Annotated in this window: 16 protein-coding genes; 7 read left to right on the top strand and 9 right to left on the bottom strand. The window is 65.4% G+C overall.

Features of this window, described 5'->3' with window-relative positions; genetic code table 11:
* Window positions 1–2: 2 nt before the first annotated feature.
* Entirely contained in the window at window positions 3–911 is a 909-nt protein-coding gene (locus tag AC0L3C_RS31895; RefSeq protein ID WP_473282127.1) for a polysaccharide deacetylase family protein, read from the top strand.
* Window positions 912–942: 31 nt separating this feature from the next.
* Here the strand turns inward: AC0L3C_RS31895 and AC0L3C_RS31890 are convergent, their stop codons facing one another.
* Window positions 943–1203 (bottom strand): PepSY domain-containing protein, encoded by a 261-nt coding sequence (locus AC0L3C_RS31890; RefSeq protein ID WP_473265086.1) that lies wholly within the window; start codon window positions 1201–1203, stop codon window positions 943–945.
* A gap of 324 nt (window positions 1204–1527) precedes the next feature.
* A complete protein-coding gene (locus tag AC0L3C_RS31885; protein ID WP_473409926.1) occupies window positions 1528–3321 on the bottom strand; it encodes a potassium/proton antiporter in 1794 nt (597 codons plus the stop codon).
* A 211-nt stretch (window positions 3322–3532) separates the two neighbouring features.
* Between AC0L3C_RS31885 and AC0L3C_RS31880 the strand changes: the two genes are divergently transcribed.
* From AC0L3C_RS31880 to radC, 3 genes are all read left to right on the top strand, one after another.
* On the top strand, window positions 3533–4849 hold the full coding sequence (locus tag AC0L3C_RS31880; protein WP_473265084.1) for a mechanosensitive ion channel family protein: 1317 nt from the start codon (window positions 3533–3535) through the stop codon (window positions 4847–4849).
* 128 nt (window positions 4850–4977) lie between these two features.
* Entirely contained in the window at window positions 4978–5796 is an 819-nt protein-coding gene (map, locus tag AC0L3C_RS31875) for a type I methionyl aminopeptidase (protein ID WP_007597786.1), read from the top strand.
* A gap of 104 nt (window positions 5797–5900) precedes the next feature.
* Window positions 5901–6614, top strand: coding sequence for a RadC family protein (gene radC / locus AC0L3C_RS31870; RefSeq protein WP_473265083.1), 714 nt, complete (start codon window positions 5901–5903; stop codon window positions 6612–6614).
* Here radC and AC0L3C_RS31865 read toward each other — a convergent pair.
* Window positions 6611–6928 (bottom strand): glycine zipper domain-containing protein, encoded by a 318-nt coding sequence (locus AC0L3C_RS31865; protein ID WP_473265082.1) that lies wholly within the window; start codon window positions 6926–6928, stop codon window positions 6611–6613. The genes radC and AC0L3C_RS31865 overlap by 4 nt on opposite strands.
* Before the next feature lie 163 nt (window positions 6929–7091).
* Complete coding sequence (locus AC0L3C_RS31860) at window positions 7092–7466, bottom strand: hypothetical protein (RefSeq protein ID WP_204513176.1); 375 nt, start codon at window positions 7464–7466, stop codon at window positions 7092–7094.
* Between the two features lie 252 nt (window positions 7467–7718).
* Here AC0L3C_RS31860 and AC0L3C_RS31855 point away from each other — a divergent pair, with 252 nt between their 5' ends.
* Complete coding sequence (locus AC0L3C_RS31855; RefSeq protein WP_473409925.1) at window positions 7719–9122, top strand: peptidoglycan-binding protein; 1404 nt, start codon at window positions 7719–7721, stop codon at window positions 9120–9122.
* 67 nt (window positions 9123–9189) lie between these two features.
* Here AC0L3C_RS31855 and AC0L3C_RS31850 read toward each other — a convergent pair whose 3' ends face one another.
* From AC0L3C_RS31850 to AC0L3C_RS31830, 5 genes are read right to left on the bottom strand one after another with little or no spacing between them, the layout of a single operon-like run.
* A complete protein-coding gene (locus AC0L3C_RS31850) occupies window positions 9190–9882 on the bottom strand; it encodes an AprI/Inh family metalloprotease inhibitor (protein WP_473282119.1) in 693 nt (230 codons plus the stop codon).
* Window positions 9882–10871, bottom strand: a complete 990-nt coding sequence (locus AC0L3C_RS31845) for a 2-hydroxyacid dehydrogenase (RefSeq protein ID WP_473265079.1) — start codon at window positions 10869–10871, stop codon at window positions 9882–9884. The genes AC0L3C_RS31850 and AC0L3C_RS31845 overlap by 1 nt, the downstream gene beginning before the upstream one ends.
* Complete coding sequence (locus AC0L3C_RS31840) at window positions 10871–11689, bottom strand: ABC transporter permease (protein WP_473409924.1); 819 nt, start codon at window positions 11687–11689, stop codon at window positions 10871–10873. Before AC0L3C_RS31840 ends, AC0L3C_RS31845 begins: the two co-directional genes overlap by 1 nt.
* The gene (locus AC0L3C_RS31835) at window positions 11686–12531 is read right to left on the bottom strand and encodes an ABC transporter ATP-binding protein (RefSeq protein WP_473409923.1); all 846 of its coding nucleotides are present in this window, start codon (window positions 12529–12531) and stop codon (window positions 11686–11688) included. The genes AC0L3C_RS31840 and AC0L3C_RS31835 overlap by 4 nt, the downstream gene beginning before the upstream one ends.
* 10 nt (window positions 12532–12541) lie before the next feature.
* Window positions 12542–13564, bottom strand: coding sequence for an ABC transporter substrate-binding protein (locus AC0L3C_RS31830; RefSeq protein WP_473265076.1), 1023 nt, complete (start codon window positions 13562–13564; stop codon window positions 12542–12544).
* Between the two features lie 138 nt (window positions 13565–13702).
* Here AC0L3C_RS31830 and AC0L3C_RS31825 point away from each other — a divergent pair, with 138 nt between their 5' ends.
* Both AC0L3C_RS31825 and AC0L3C_RS31820 read left to right on the top strand, forming a co-directional pair.
* The gene (locus AC0L3C_RS31825; RefSeq protein WP_473409922.1) at window positions 13703–14509 is read left to right on the top strand and encodes a creatininase family protein; all 807 of its coding nucleotides are present in this window, start codon (window positions 13703–13705) and stop codon (window positions 14507–14509) included.
* 139 nt (window positions 14510–14648) lie between these two features.
* Window positions 14649–14912, top strand: coding sequence for a hypothetical protein (locus tag AC0L3C_RS31820; protein ID WP_473282109.1), 264 nt, complete (start codon window positions 14649–14651; stop codon window positions 14910–14912).
* Window positions 14913–15094: the final 182 nt, after the last annotated feature.

The following is a 15094-nucleotide window of genomic DNA, read 5'->3' as shown; positions in this document are numbered from 1 at the left end:
CCATGAGCGAAGCAAAGCAACCCGTCTCACATCGCGACTTCGTCGGCTATCGCGGCAAGCTGCCGAACCCGCACTGGCCGAACGGCGCGCGCGTCGCGGTGTCGCTGGTGGTGAATTTCGAGGAGGGCTCGGAGTTTTCCGTCAACGACGGCGATGTGGCCAACGAGGCGATCTACGAAGTGGTCCACAAGCTCGACGGCCCGGATTCCTGCATCGACAGTCATTTCGAATACGGCACGCGCGCTGCATGGTGGCGCATCATGGACCTGTTCGACGCCTACGGCGTCAAGGCGACAGTGAGCTCCTGCGGCCGTGCGGTCGAACGCTCGCCGGAGCTGGCGCGCGATGCCATTGCCCGCGGCCACGAGGTCTCGGCCCATGGCTGGCGCTGGCAGAGCCACGCCGACATGGATGAAGCGAGCGAGCGCGAAATCATTGCCAGGACCGTGGCGGCGATCGAGCGCGCCACCGGGCAGCGCCCGGTTGGCTGGCACACGCGCTCGGCGACCTCACCGAACACGCGGCGGCTCCTGGTCGAGGACGGCGGCTTCCTCTACGACAGTGACGCCTATAACGACGACTTGCCCTACTACAAGGAGGTCGCCGGCAAGCAGCATCTGGTGCTGCCCTACGCTTTCGACACCAACGACATGCAGTATTACAACGCCGCGCGTTTCAGCGGAAACGACTTCGCCGACTATGTCATCGACGCCTTCGAATGGCTCAAGCGCGAAGGCGAGACGGCACCAAAGATGATGTCGATCGGGTTGCATCTGCGCATGATCGGCCGCCCCGGCCGGATCGGCGCGCTGGAGCGCATTCTCACGCATATCACGAAGAGCGGCGCCGCCTGGGTCGCGCCGCGAGCGGCGATCGCGCGGCATTGGATGGTAGCGGTGCCGGCCGAGTGATCCTCGCCGACACCGCTACCGAGACCCGCCACTACCAGCCGCGATCGACGTTGCGCACCTCTCCCGTTCGCGCGTCCACGTCGACCTCCATCCAGCGGCCGGCGCGATCACGACCATCGATCTGCCATTCATCGCCGAGGAACTCGGTGTGCGAGACGGTCATGACGCCGATATCGGTGGCGACGTCGAGCGCGACCTGCATCGAGATCTGATCGCCGGTGTCATAGGCCATCGCGGGCGCGGCCGATCCGAGGCCGATCGCGACGATCGCGGGCAAGATGAGCTTTCGCATGGGTTACTCCTGTCGGAAGCGTATACGCCGCTAAGAACGACCGGCATCACGGAGCGTTCCGGGAGCAGCGGTCACGAAGACGCGCAAATCTTCGGCGGTTGCGGCGATTTGGTGGCGGTTCCCGCGCTGTCGCCATCGCTCTCCGCCGTCGTCCTGGCGAAAGCCAGGACCAATTACCCCAGGGAGGAGTGGTGGGGGGCAGATCGTCACCACCAGCACTCGCAAAACAGCTGACGGTGGCTATGGGTCCTGGCCTTCGCCAGGACGACATCGGGGAGGCATATCGCTTCAACGATTCTCACGGCCACGACGCGCGAAACGCTGCTAAACCCCGGCCACCGACGTCCACAGATCCGCAAGCTTGCGCCGCAGGACCTGCCTGCGCGTCAATGGCGCGGGCGTTTCCTCGTCTTCCGGCAGGCGCAGACCGACGACGTTGACGCGGCCACCGGAGATCGAGCGCGCCACGAGCACGATCGGGTCCAGCACGAGCTCCGCCCCCTCTTTCGGCGCGCGGTCGAGATGGACGTCGAAATAATCAGCGAGCGTGTGCCCGCTCTCATCCTCGCTCACCTTCACGCCGTAAATCTCCGCGAGCTCGGCCAGCGTGTGCTCGCCGGAGACCATGAAGTCGCCCAGCAGATGCGGGTCCGGCGCCGAGCTCGGCTGCATGTCGACGAAGAAGCGGTCGAGCGATTCGGCCTTTTCCGGCGGCGCCAGCAGATAGATGTAATCGCCGGCCGCGATCGGCTCCGCTTCCGTCGGCGTCAAGATGTTCTCGTTGCGGATCACCAGTGTCGGTTTGGACCAGGACGGGATCAACCCGCGACGGAAATACAGGCTCTTGGGCCGCACCGGATAGCCGACGAGCTGCTGCTCGAGCTGGCCGGGCAGGTCCAATTCGACACGGCGCGGGCCACGCTCGGCGCGCGGCAGCGCCACGTGCAACTTGCGCGCGGCCGGCGCCAGGGTCCAGCCTTGCAGCAGGAGCGAGATGATGACGACGACGAAGGCGACGTCGAAATAGAGATAGGCCTTCGACAGCCCGACCAGCATCGGGATCGAGGCCAGGAAGATCGCGACCGCGCCGCGCAGACCGGTCCAGGCGATGAATATCTTTTCGCGCCAGTTGAAGCGGAACGGTGCGAGGCACACGAACACGGCGATCGGCCGCGCCACCAGCATCAGGACGAATGCGATCCCGACCGCCGGCACCACGCTGCCGCCGAGCCGGCGCGGCGAGACCAGCAGGCCGAGCAGCACGAACATCACGATCTGGGCCAGCCAGGTCGCGGCGTCCAGGAAGGCCACCACCGAATTATGCGCGCGCGTCGGGCGGTTGCCGATGATGATACCGGCGAGATAGACCGCGAGGAATCCCGAGGCATGCATGATCTGCGAGCCGCCGAAGATGACGAGCGCGGCGGTGGTGACAAACGGCGCGTGGAGGCCCTGCGGCAGCGCGACCTTGTTGAGCGCGATGACGACCAGACGCCCGCCGATCACCCCGACGACGGCGCCCAGCACGGCCTCCTGGGCGAACTCCATCAGCACGTGCGCGGCCGTGCCCGTTCCGAGCGAGATGTATTCGACCAGCATCAGGGTCAGGAAGATCGCGAAGGGATCGTTGGTGCCGGATTCCACCTCCAGCGTCGCGCCGACGCGCGGGCGCAGGCGCAGACCCTGGGTATGCACCAGCAGGAACACTGCGGCCGCGTCAGTCGAGGCCACCACGGCGCCGACCAGCAGCGACTCCGTCCAGTTGAGATCGAGCGCATATTTCGCGAACGGTGCCGTGATCAGCGCGGTCAGCAGCACGCCGACGGTCGCGAGCACCATGGAAGGCGCGAGCACGGTGCGGATGCTGGCAAAGCGGGTCCGCAGGCCGCCGTCGAACAGGATCAGTGCGAGCGCGACTGAGCCGACCAGATAGGTGGTGCGGACGTCGTCGAACTGCAGCTGCCCGGGACCGGAATCGCCCGCGAGCATGCCGATCGCGAGGAAGACGAGCAGAAGGGGCGCGCCGAAGCGCAGCGCAAGCAGGCTTGACAGGATCCCGGCCAACACCAGGACGGCGCCGAGCAATATGGCGAGGCTGACAGTGTCGAGGGAAGCCATCCACCTTCCGGGTACGAAATCGCTGGAATTGCATCCTTATCGTCGGCGGACTCTCACGCCAACCCATTTTCTCCCGCTCGCGGCAATCTGCCCGCATTTTGCGGCCTTAACGCACTTCACCTAGCGGTGTATCGGTGGTCCCGCCGGGCCCTTTGTGGGATTCTCCGGCGCGCTCGAATCAATGCCTCCCGACGACTTCCCCACGAGACCGATGGACATGGACCTCAAAGACTTCATGGAGTTCGTGCAGACCACCGCGCGCAGCGTCGGGGCGGAAATCTCCTCGCCCTGGTTCTACCTGCAATTCGGGCTCATTCTGGCCGCGGCCGGCATCGCCTATGCAACGGAAGCCGCCGTTCGCAGCCGGGTCGACATGACCTCGCTGGCGATGCGCTGGCCGCTGCCGCTCCGGCACTTCGCCCGGGTGATGGTCTCCAGCGCCTCGACGGCGGCGTTCACCCTGCTCGTGATCGTCTCGCGCGTGGTCATGTACCACGCGACCTGGCCGAGCCGCAGCTATCTCCTGATGGTCGCCGCCAAGCTCGGCCTGGCCTGGCTCGCGGTCCGGCTGGTGACCTCGGTGCTGCGCAACGCCTTCATCGTCAAGCTGGTGTCGATCACGGCCTGGTTCGTCGCGGCGCTCTCCATCGTGGGCCAGCTCGATGCGACGGTCGACCTGCTCGACTCCTTCGCCATCGTGCTCGGCGGGCTGCGGCTGACGCCGCTGCTCGTGATCAAGGCCGGCGCGCTGCTGCTCATCGCGCTCTGGCTCACCAACATCGCCAGCAATTTCGCCGAGAGCCGGATCAACTCGACCACAGATCTGACGCCATCGGTGCAGGTGCTGCTGGTCAAGATCATCCGCATCGGCCTGCTTGCGGTCGCGATCGTGATCGCGCTCGGCACGGTCGGCATCGATCTCTCGGCACTCGCGGTGTTCTCCGGCGCGGTCGGCGTCGGCATCGGTATCGGCCTGCAGAAGATCGTCGCCAATTTCATCTCGGGCATCATCCTGCTCGCCGACAAATCGGTGAAGCCCGGCGACCTCGTCACCATCGGCGACAACACCGGGCGGATCAGCGCGATGAAGACGCGCTATATCTCCGTCGCCGCCGGCGATGGCCGCGAATTCCTGGTGCCGAACGAGGATCTGGTGACGCAGAAGGTCGTCAACTGGACCTACACCGACAAGAACACGCTTGTGAAGATCGCCTTCGGCACCAATTACGACGCGGACCCGCGGCTGGTCTGCAAGCTCGCCGCCGAGACCGCGGCCGCGCATCCGCGCGCGCAGAAGGGCAAGCCGCCGAATTGCATCCTGACCGAATTCGCCGAAGCCGGGATGAAGTTCTCGCTGACCTTCTGGATCGCCGACCCCGACGGCATGGACAACGTCAAGAGCGACGTGATGCTGGCGCTGTGGGACGCCTTCAAGCGCGAGGGCATCCGGGTTCCCTACCCCGTCCGCGAAATCCGCGTCCGCGGCGGCGCCCTGCCGGTGGAAACCACCGTAGAAGTCCCGAATTGAGCCGGCTTTCGGGCGCATGCCCGCCAACCTTGGCTTGCATGAAGGCTCGCGATCATTAAATTAGGGCCTTAAATCAGACCCTTGCGCCCACCTCGATACCGGCCCCGTGCCGAGAAGACCGCATCCGCATGAGCTACGTTGAAGCCTCCGATACCTCGCTCCGCAAGACCGGACAGATCAAGCTGCATGGGCCAAGCGCCTTTGCCGGCATGCGCAAGGCGGGCGCGCTGGTGGCGAAGTGTCTCGACGAGCTCACCGACATCGTCGGGCCCGGCGTTCCGACCGAGCGCATCGACCAGTTCGTCCGCGACTTCGCCTTCAGCAACAATGCCTATCCGGCGACGCTGATGTATCGCGGCTACCGCTATTCGACCTGCACCTCGCTCAACCACGTGGTCTGCCACGGCATGCCGGGCGACCGTCCGCTGAAAGAGGGCGACATCGTCAACATCGACGTCACCTTCATCGTCGACGGCTGGTACGGCGATTCCAGCCGGATGTATGCGGTCGGCCCGATCGCGCGCAAGGCCGAGCGGCTGATCGAGGTGACCTATGAGGCGATGATGCGCGGCATCGCCGCGGTGAAGCCCGGCGCCACCACCGGTGACATCGGCCACGCCATCCAGAGTTTCGTCGAGCCGCAGGCCATGAGCGTGGTGCGCGATTTCTGCGGCCATGGCCTCGGGCGCATGTTCCACGACGAGCCGAACATCATCCATATCGGCCGGCCCGGCGAAGGCGTGCAGCTCAAGCCCGGCATGTTCTTCACCATCGAGCCGATGATCAATCTCGGCAAGCCGCATGTGAAGATCCTCTCCGACGGCTGGACCGCCGTGACCCGCGACCGCTCGCTGTCGGCGCAGTTCGAGCATTCGGTCGGCGTCACCGCCACCGGCGTCGAGATCTTCACGCTGTCGGAGCGGCACGGCGAGAAGCAGATCGGGTGATGGCGGCTGACGGCTGACCTTCGGGTCGCCGGCTGGCGTGAACCGGGTTCGCCGCCGCAATTGACGGTTGCAAAAACGATTGCCCGCGGCAATGCTGGCGGCCGATGCCCGCCAAGCCTGACCACGACAAGAGCAAGCCCGAAGAGGCGCCGCACTATCTTGGCCATCGCGAGCGGCTGCGCGAGCGCTTCTACAGCGCGGGTGCGGACGCGCTCAGCGACTACGAGCTGCTGGAGATGGCGCTGTTTCCGGCACTGCCCCGACGCGACACCAAGCCGCTGGCGAAGACGCTGATCAAGATTTTTGGCTCATTTGCCGAGGTCGTGCACGCGCCGGTGGCGCGCCTGCGCGAGGTGGACGGCATCGGCGAATCCGCGATCCACCAGCTCAAGCTGCTCGCGGCGGCGTCGCATCGCGTCGCCAAGGGCGGGGTCAACAGCCGCAACGCGCTGTCGTCCTGGAACGAGGTGATCGACTATTGCCGCACCAGCATGGCGTTCGCCGACAAGGAGCAGTTTCGGCTGCTGTTCCTCGACAAGCGCAACCAGCTCATCGCCGACGAGGTGCAGCAGACCGGCACCGTCGATCACACCCCGGTCTATCCGCGCGAGGTGATCAAGCGCGCGCTGGAATTGTCCGCGACCGCGCTGATCCTGGTGCACAACCATCCCTCAGGCGATCCCTCGCCGTCACAGGCCGACATCCAGATGACCAAGGCGATCATCGACATCGCAAAGCCGCTCGGCATCGCCGTGCACGACCACATCATCGTCGGCAAGAGCGGCCATGCGAGTTTGCGCGGGATGCGGTTGATCTAGTAGCAATATCTCGGATCGACCGGGACGTAGGAGCCGTCCCGGCGCTGCATGTAGCAGCCGCGCTGATAGGCGTAATAGCCGGAGCGGCGGCGCTCGCCTTCCGAGGCGATCGCGGCGCCCGTGCCGGCACCGACGACGGCGCCGATCGCGGCGCCGCGGCCTCCGCCGATGGCGCCACCCACGATCGCTCCACCGACGCCGCCGAGGATGGCACCGCCAATTGCGTCTTGCGCCGCTGCCTCATGAGGCATCGCCATCACAACTGCCAGACATGCCGCGACAGCGAAACTTCCAATGCGAAGACCTCGAAGCATGCTCGCCCTCCCCTGTGGTCAGACGACTCATAGCGCCGCAGCCGGATTCGGACCAGACAAATCACCATGCCGGGGCCCGGCACGTCTCGCGATGGCGCCGGAGGCTCGGCTCGAAGGCGGCTCAGGCCATGCCGCGCGCGCAGCGCGGGCCGGCCGCGTCATCTCATGCATCGACCCAACGCTGCACGGCCTCGGCGGTGTCGGCCGGCGTGGTGTTGAAGCAGATCGCGGCGTCGGGTGCCAGGCGGTGGACGAGGTTGAGCACCTTCTCGAACAGCAGCAGGCGCTCCCTGGGCTCGCGCAGGCCCGCGCCGATCACGATGCAGTCGAAATTCTCCTCGCGCAACGCCGCCGTGACGGCGGCTTCCGCCGCGGCATCGAGATCGATCAGGCAACTCGTGACCTCGTAACCGAGATCGCGCAGGCGCAGCAGTTGCGCATCGATATAGTTGCGCACGAGCTCCGGCGTGAGCTGCGGGAATGCGCTGTAGTCCGCATTGCCGGGTTCGATGCCGATCGCGAGGACGCGCGTGGTCATGCAGGGCTCCTTGGCCAGACTGCCTCGCGTCGCTAACGGGGCAGCGGTCCTGCCGGTTCCCTCGCCGGCGGCCGCCCTGATCACGGTCCTGCCGCTCATTTTCCCGGCGAGGTTGTAACCCACTTCACACGCGGCGCCGCGGCGGCCTGCCAGACTTGCGGGAGATCACGCTGGCCTCGCGCCCTGATCACGGCACTGGTCCATTTCGACTGACGCGCAGTTGCGAAAATTCATTCATTGCGGGAGCGGAAAATGATTTCATTCGAGAGTCTGAAAAGCGAATACGAGGGCAATTGGTCCAATCTCGAGATCCGGCCTTCACGCCTGTCCGACGCGAACGCGGTCGCGCGCAAGGCCATCAACGGCAAGGCGACCTATCAGCAGATCGAACGGCTGACCGGCGTCCCCTGGTATTTCGCTGCCCTCTGCCACTACCGCGAGTCCAATTTCGATTTCGACACCTACCTCGGCAACGGCGAAACGCTTCATCGCGCGACGACGCTTGTTCCGAAGGGGCGCGGTCCGTTTGCCACGTTCGTGGACGGCGCCGTGGACGCTTTCAGAATCGAGAATTTCGTCGGCGCTCACGACTGGGGGATCGCGCGGATTCTGTTCCGGCTCGAAGCGTTCAACGGCTTCGGCTATCACGCCAAGGGCTGCAATTCGCCCTATCTCTATGGCGGTTCGACGCTGTATGGCCCGCCTGAGGCAAGGGCCGGCAAATTCGTCCGCGATCACGTGTTCGATTCGAACCACGTCGATTCCCAGCTCGGCACCGCGGTGATCCTGCATGCCATGATGTCGCTGGATTCCTCGATCACCCTCGACGACAGCGCGCAATTCGCGAGCCGCGCGGAGCCGGAAGACGACGCGGCGTCGACGATCGTTCTCATGCAGCAGGCGCTCAACAAGCTCGGCGCCAATCCGCCGCTCGCCGAGGACGGCATCAGCGGACCGAAGACCAGGGCCGCGGTCTCGCAGTTTCAGCAGCAGAACGGCCTGAGAGATACCGGACTTCTCGACGGCGCCACGGTCGCCGCCCTCACGCGCGCGACGCAGTCGGGTCCCACAGGAGCGACCGGCGATGTGTCCCGGATCATGAAGCGGCTGGAGGACCTCGCGCAATTGCTGCGGCCGCCGGTCGGCGGTGTGACGCCGCCAACGACGACACCGGCAACGACGACATCGGGCAATACGCTGCCCGCCACCACGGATCCGATCAGCCTGCTCGAACGGCTCTTTTCCCTCGTCAACAAGACAGCCCCCATGCCAGGACCCCTCACCCCGACCAGTTCCGCCCCCGTCGATCAATTGAAGCAGGTCGTCGACCTGCTCGGCACCTTGCTCAACGGGGACGGCAAGCCCGTCCTCGGCCAGGTCAATGGCGCGCTCGGCGACACCATCGGCAAGATGCTCGACGGCAAGAAAACTGCGCTCGGCATCGGCGGTTCGCTGATCACGGCGCTGCTCTCGTCAGTGACCGCGAGCCCCAACGCAGGCGGCCTTGCCGGGTTGCTCGGGACGCTCGTCTCGGCGGTGCCGGGCCTCGGCCAGTTCGCAATGCCGATCTCGCTGGCGCTCACGGCCTGGGGCGTGCTCGGCAAAATGGAGAAGTGGGCCCAAGGCACCGCGCCGCCGCCCAGGCCGACGACCTAGCCTGAGGTCATCCTTCGAGACGCCGGCCTATGGCGGGCCCTCAGGATGAGGTCGGGTTTCGCGGCGCCTACTGACGCAGCATGATCAGGGGATCGGCGGTGTCGGGGACGCGCCGCCATTGCGCGTTGTCGTCGGCCTCGAACTGCCAGGCCTCGCCGGCCTTCGACAGCAGGATGATCTGGCCGCGCTCGAGCCGCCATTGCGTCGGGTTGAACTGCGCGATGGCCGCGTCGCATTTCGGCTTGAGGAAGACCTGGAAATTGTCCGGTCCGGCTTCCGTGTTGGTCAGCGTCAGCCCGCAGACCGGCTGGCCGTTGCCGCGCACGATCGACCAGTCGCCGATCATCTGGTCCATCGACTTCGCCATCGAGCGGGCGGCGGCGAGGTCTTGCAGGATGTAGACGCCCTCGCCTTGCCGCAGGCCCTCGAAGATGCCGGCCTCGACCTCGGTGAAGTCGATCACGGCTTCACCGCTCGAATCCTGCAAGCGGACGATGTCGAGACCCCTGACGCTCCAGGCGACGATGTCCTTGGTGAAGGGCAGCGCGGCCTTGCAGGCCGGCTCCAGCTCGAGCTTGAAGCCTTGAGCCGCAGTGTCGGCCTTGAGCGTGACGACGCAGGTCTTGCTGCGCTCGGTGGTCGAGAGCTCCCACTGCCCGGGCATCTCCTTCTTCAGGGTCGTCGTATCCTGCGCCTGCGCAATGCCGATCGCGGCCAAGGAGGCCGCGACGGCGAATGCAACGACCCGAAGAACTCTCATCAGCGCCCCTTGAAAGGCGTTTCCGCAACCGGCGTCAACGGCGCCTTGCCGGCGAACCAGGACTTGAGATTGTCGACCACGAGCTGATCCATCGCGTTGCGCGTCACCACCGAGGCCGAGCCGATATGCGGCAGCAGCACGACGTTCTGCATGGCCTTGAGCTCGTCCGGCACGTTCGGCTCGGCCGCGAACACGTCGAGGCCGGCCGCGAGGATGGTGCCCGACTTGAGCGCCTGGACCAGCGCCGGTTCGTCGATCACCGAGCCGCGCGCGACGTTGACCAGCACACCGCGCGGGCCGAGCGCCTTCAGCACCTCGGCGTTGATCATCTTGTTGGTCGAGGCGCCACCGGGCACGATCACCATCAGCGTGTCCACCGCCTTCGCCATCTCGATCAGGTCGGGGTAGTGCTTGTAGGAGACGTCCTTGGACGGATTGCGGGTGTGATAGACTACCGGCACCAGCGAGGCATCGAGCCGGCGCGCGATCGCCTGTCCGATCCTGCCCATGCCGACGATCCCGACCTTGCGATCGCGCAGCGAGCCGACGCTGAGCGGATAGTTCTGGGTCTGCCAGAGACCGGAGCGCACATAACGATCGGCCTTGATGAACTCACGCACCGTGGAGATCAGAAGGCCCATTGCGACGTCGGCGACCTCCTCGGTCAGCACGTCTGGCGTGTTGGTGACGATGATGTTGTGCTCGGCGGCGTATTTGGCGTCGACGTGGTCGTAGCCGACGCCGAAGCTCGCCACCATCTCGATCTTGGGCAATTGCGACAGCGAATCCCTGTCGGCGCGCACGGTGTGATAGGTCACCGCCACGCCGCGGATCTTTTCGCGGATTGCCGGCGTCAGCCGCTCGAGATCGCCCCGCGTCTCGGCCTTGTGCACGACGAAATGATCGGAAAACCCGTTCTCGAGGATCGGCCGGACCGGCCCATAAATCAGAAGGTCGATCTTTTCGGACGAAATCGAACCGGTGGTCATCAGTTGTCCTTTCCAAGCGCGCTCTCGTGCCAGCGCCGTAAAACGAGGTGGGAAACTAGCGCCAGCACCCCATAGATGACAATCCCGGCCAGCGACAACAGCAGCAGCGCTGCGAACATGCGGGGTATGTTCAAGCGGTAGCCGGATTCCGCGATCCTGTAGGCGAGCCCGGAGCCGGCGCCGGCCGTTCCCGCCGCGATCTCGGCCACGACCGCGCCGATCAGCGACAGGCCGCCGGCAATGCGGAGGCCGCCGAGAATATAAGGCAGCGCCGCCGGCAGCTTGAGAAAGCGCAGGGTCTGCTGCGGCGAGGCGCCATAGAGCTGGAACAGGCCAGCGAGGTTGCGATCGACCGAATTGAGTCCGAGCGTGGTGTTCGACAGCACCGGGAAAAAGGCGACGATGAAGGCGCAGACCACGACCGCGGTCTGCTGCTCCAGATAGATCAGCAGCAGCGGCGCGATCGCGATGACCGGCGTGACCTGAAGCACCACGGCATAGGGGAATAGCGATGCTTCCACCCATTTGGACTGATTGAACAGCAACGCCAGCGCGATGCCGCCGATGCTGGCCGCGACAAAACCTTCAAGCGTGGTCAGCAGGGTCGCGGCGAGCGACTGTGACAGCACCGCCCAATCCTTGATCAGTGTCACGAATATGACGGAGGGCGCCGGCAGCACGTAAGGCGGGATGTCCTTGATGCGGACCACGAGCTCCCAGGCGAGCAGGCCCGCCGCGAACACGATGACGGGCAGCACGAAGCGCACCGCGCGTTGCGCGCCGGACGGCTTGGCAGTGACGGAAGTTTGCGCGTTCATAGCGTCGACTGCCCTGCATAGGACGGCGCCAGCGCCGCCGACACTTTCCGGCAATAATCGGAATAGGCGACTGAAGTGCGAAACTCCTGGCCGCGCGGCTCGACCGTCTCGATGCGGAAGTCGGCCTGGATGCGACCCGGCCGCGCCGTCATGACCACCACGCGCTGCGACAGATAGACGGATTCGAACACCGAATGCGTGACGAAGATGACGGTCTTGCCTAGCCTGCGCCACAGCGCGAGCAAGTCGTCGTTGAGGCGGAAGCGCGTGATTTCGTCGAGCGCCGCGAACGGCTCATCCATCAGGAGGATGTCAGGGTCGGTGACGAGCGCGCGCGCCAGCGACACCCGCATCTTCATGCCGCCGGAGAGCTCGCGGGGGAAAGCCTCGGCGAAATCGGCAAGCCCGACGCTCGCCAGCGCCTCGTCGGCACGCCCGCGCGATTCCGCCTTCGGAACGCCTGCGAGCTTCAGCGGCAGTCGCACGTTTTCGCGCACGCTGGTCCAGGGCATCAGGGTCGGCTCCTGAAACACGAAGCCGATGCCATGACCTGGTTGAATATGACCTGGTTGAACAAGACCTGGCTGGGGTCCGCCCTCGCGACGCGCCAGCCTCACGATTCCCGACGACGGTGCGCTGAGTTCGGCGATCAGCCGCAGCGCGGTGGATTTGCCGCAGCCTGACGGGCCCAGCAGCGAGATGAACTCGCCCTTGCGCACCGCAAGGTCGAGCGGGCCGAGTGCCATCACGCCGTTGTCATAGGTCTTCGTCACGCCGCGCAGGCTGACAGCCAGGGCCGTCAGGCCGGCCTCAGCCCCCGCCGACGTTTGGATTGATGACATCGGCCTTGCGCTACGGCTTGCTCGGGCGCAGCTCGGCGCCGACGCCCTTGTTGACGAAGCGCAGCGTATAGGATTTGCGGAAATCGAGGTCCGCCTTCACGACGCCCGCCTTCACCATCTTGTTGAAGAAGGAGGTGTAGCGCTCGTCGCTCATCGCGCCGATACCGTTCTTCAGCGAATCGCCGGAATCAACGATGCCGTACTCCTTCATCTTGGCCACGGAATAGGCGAGCAGCTCGTCCGTCATCTCCGGATTGAGCTTCTTGATCATGGCGTTGCCCGCGGAATTGTCGCGGTAGATGTAATTGTACCAACCGACCATGGAGGCATCGACGAAGCGCTGCACCAGGTCGGGCTTCTTCTCGACCACGTCGCGGCGGCTCTCGATCAGGGTCGAATAGGTGTTGAAGCCGTAATCGGCGAGCAGCAACACGTTGGGCTTGAAGCCGGCGGCCTTCTCGACCGCGAAGGGCTCGGAGGTGACGTAACCCTGCATCGCACTCTTGGGATTGGCGATGAAGGGCTGCGGATTGAAATTATAGGGGCGAACGTTCTTCTCGCTGAAACCGTATTCGGATTTCAGCCACTGGAAATAGCTGGTCATGCCCTCCTTGGAGACGAACAGCGTCAGCGGCTTGAGGTCCTCGATCTTGGTGACCTTGGCATCGGGCTGCGTCAGCATCACCTGCGGATCCTTCTGGAACACCGCGGCGATGGTGACGACCGGGACGTTATTGGCGACCGCGTCGAACGACATCAGCGTGTTCGCGGCCATGAAGAAATCGATCTTGCCGGCGATCAGCAGCATCCGGTTGTTCTCGTTGGGCCCACCGGGGACGATGGTGACGTCCAGCCCATATTTCTTGTAGGTGCCGTCTGCGACCGCCTGGAAGAAGCCGCCATGCTCGGCCTCGGCGACCCAATTGGTGCCGAACATGACCTTGTCCAGGGTCTCGGCGCGCGCCGGAACGACCGAGACGAAAGCGGCCATCAGGCCCGCCGTTAAGGCTCGCCGCAGATGAGAGGGGCTCATGATGGGACTCCGTCGATCGCTTCTAGCCGATGTCCAAGCAACGCGATAAAACCGCAAGACATTCAGGGACGCGAGCCGGCCTGGCCCGCGTCCCCAGATAACCCAAATTACGTGACAAATTCGGGCAAAGAAACCTTGATGACGCCTTCCCGCGACTGGACCGAGATCCGCTGGGCCGACACCAGCCCAGCTGAGGTTTCGCGCTGGATCGCGGTGCTGCCGCTGGCGGCGACCGAGCAGCACGGCCCGCATCTGCCGCTGGAGACCGACGCGCTGATCGCGGACGCCTATGTCGCGCGGGTGCGCGAGCTGCTGCCCGAGAGCGCTCCGGCCACTTTCCTGCCCGTTGAACCGATCGGGATTTCCACCGAGCATATCGACTATCCGGGCACGCAGACGCTGCCGACTGAAGTCGCGTTGAAAAAATGGACCGCGATCGGCGAAGACGTCGCGCGCCGCGGATTGAAGAAGCTCGTCATCATCACCAGCCATGGCGGCAACAGCGCGGCCATGATGCTGATCGCGCAAGATCTTCGCGCGCATCAGAAGCTGTTCGTGGTGACCACGTCGTGGTCGCGGCTGTCGGGCGCGGACCAGCTGTTCCCGGCCGACGAAGTACGGCACGGCATCCACGGCGGTGCAGTCGAGACCTCAATCATGCTGGCCCGCTATCCCGATCAGGTGCGCGTTGATGCGATCGCGGATTTTCCCGCGAGCAGCATCGCGATGGAGCAGCAATATCGCTGGCTGTCGACGCAGCGACCCGCACCGTTCGCCTGGCAGGCGCAGGATCTCAACCCAAGTGGCGCTATCGGCAATGCGACGCTGGCCGTCGCCGCGAAAGGCGAGCGGCTGATCGACCAGGGCGCCCGCGCTTTTTGCGAGCTGCTTGCCGAGGTTGATAACTTCGACGTGAAGAGGCTCGCCAAAGGCCCTCTCGGCTAGCGCTTATCCTCCTGGAATCATTCGGGAAAGAGCCAGACTCGACCTCCGTTTTTGCCGGTTTCGAACCGGACGCGCGGAGCCTCCGTCCAACTCGGTACGCGGGCCACAACGGACCGCCTCAACCCGGATGGAGTTTCACATGTCGATCAAGACCAAGATTTTTGCAGTTGCCCTCACCGCGCTCACCCTGACTGGCAGCGTCGTCGCCACCACCTCGCAGGCGCAAGCCAAGCCGCTCGGCTGGGGCGTCGGCGTCGGCCTGGGCATCGCCACCGCCGCCGTCGTCGGCTCCGCGATCGCCGCCAGCAACGACCCCTATTACAACGGCTATCACCGCTGCGGCTGGACCGCCCAGTACAACGCCTTCGGCCAGTACGTCGGCCGCGTTCGCACCTGCTTCTGATTTGAGGCCCTGCGGCCGATCTCACGTGGATCCTGCGTCCGACACGGGCGCCTCATCCACCCCGTGTCGAGCCCCCGCCCCCCCCCGGGGGGGCCGCCCGGCGGGGGGCCCCGGTGTTGCGCCCGGCCCGGGCGGGGGCGGGGGGGCCCCGCCGGGCCAGGCGCGGTGCCGGGTGGGGGGGG

It is taken from the genome of Bradyrhizobium sp. WSM4872 (assembly GCF_055811715.1).
Note: the sequence above shows the minus strand (reverse complement) of the source record. Positions and strands in the feature narration are given on the sequence as shown.

Excerpts from the sequence above, each read along its gene's own strand:
- AC0L3C_RS31895 (WP_473282127.1), top strand. The coding sequence starts at position 3 with ATGAGCGAAGCAAAGCAACCCGTCTCACATCGCGACTTCGTCGGCTAT.
- AC0L3C_RS31890 (WP_473265086.1), bottom strand. The coding sequence starts at position 1,203 with ATGCGAAAGCTCATCTTGCCCGCGATCGTCGCGATCGGCCTCGGATCG.
- AC0L3C_RS31885 (WP_473409926.1), bottom strand. The coding sequence starts at position 3,321 with ATGGCTTCCCTCGACACTGTCAGCCTCGCCATATTGCTCGGCGCCGTC.
- AC0L3C_RS31880 (WP_473265084.1), top strand. The coding sequence starts at position 3,533 with ATGGACATGGACCTCAAAGACTTCATGGAGTTCGTGCAGACCACCGCG.
- map (WP_007597786.1), top strand. The coding sequence starts at position 4,978 with ATGAGCTACGTTGAAGCCTCCGATACCTCGCTCCGCAAGACCGGACAG.
- radC (WP_473265083.1), top strand. The coding sequence starts at position 5,901 with ATGCCCGCCAAGCCTGACCACGACAAGAGCAAGCCCGAAGAGGCGCCG.
- AC0L3C_RS31865 (WP_473265082.1), bottom strand. The coding sequence starts at position 6,928 with ATGCTTCGAGGTCTTCGCATTGGAAGTTTCGCTGTCGCGGCATGTCTG.
- AC0L3C_RS31860 (WP_204513176.1), bottom strand. The coding sequence starts at position 7,466 with ATGACCACGCGCGTCCTCGCGATCGGCATCGAACCCGGCAATGCGGAC.
- AC0L3C_RS31855 (WP_473409925.1), top strand. The coding sequence starts at position 7,719 with ATGATTTCATTCGAGAGTCTGAAAAGCGAATACGAGGGCAATTGGTCC.
- AC0L3C_RS31850 (WP_473282119.1), bottom strand. The coding sequence starts at position 9,882 with ATGAGAGTTCTTCGGGTCGTTGCATTCGCCGTCGCGGCCTCCTTGGCC.
- AC0L3C_RS31845 (WP_473265079.1), bottom strand. The coding sequence starts at position 10,871 with ATGACCACCGGTTCGATTTCGTCCGAAAAGATCGACCTTCTGATTTAT.
- AC0L3C_RS31840 (WP_473409924.1), bottom strand. The coding sequence starts at position 11,689 with ATGAACGCGCAAACTTCCGTCACTGCCAAGCCGTCCGGCGCGCAACGC.
- AC0L3C_RS31835 (WP_473409923.1), bottom strand. The coding sequence starts at position 12,531 with ATGTCATCAATCCAAACGTCGGCGGGGGCTGAGGCCGGCCTGACGGCC.
- AC0L3C_RS31830 (WP_473265076.1), bottom strand. The coding sequence starts at position 13,564 with ATGAGCCCCTCTCATCTGCGGCGAGCCTTAACGGCGGGCCTGATGGCC.
- AC0L3C_RS31825 (WP_473409922.1), top strand. The coding sequence starts at position 13,703 with ATGACGCCTTCCCGCGACTGGACCGAGATCCGCTGGGCCGACACCAGC.
- AC0L3C_RS31820 (WP_473282109.1), top strand. The coding sequence starts at position 14,649 with ATGTCGATCAAGACCAAGATTTTTGCAGTTGCCCTCACCGCGCTCACC.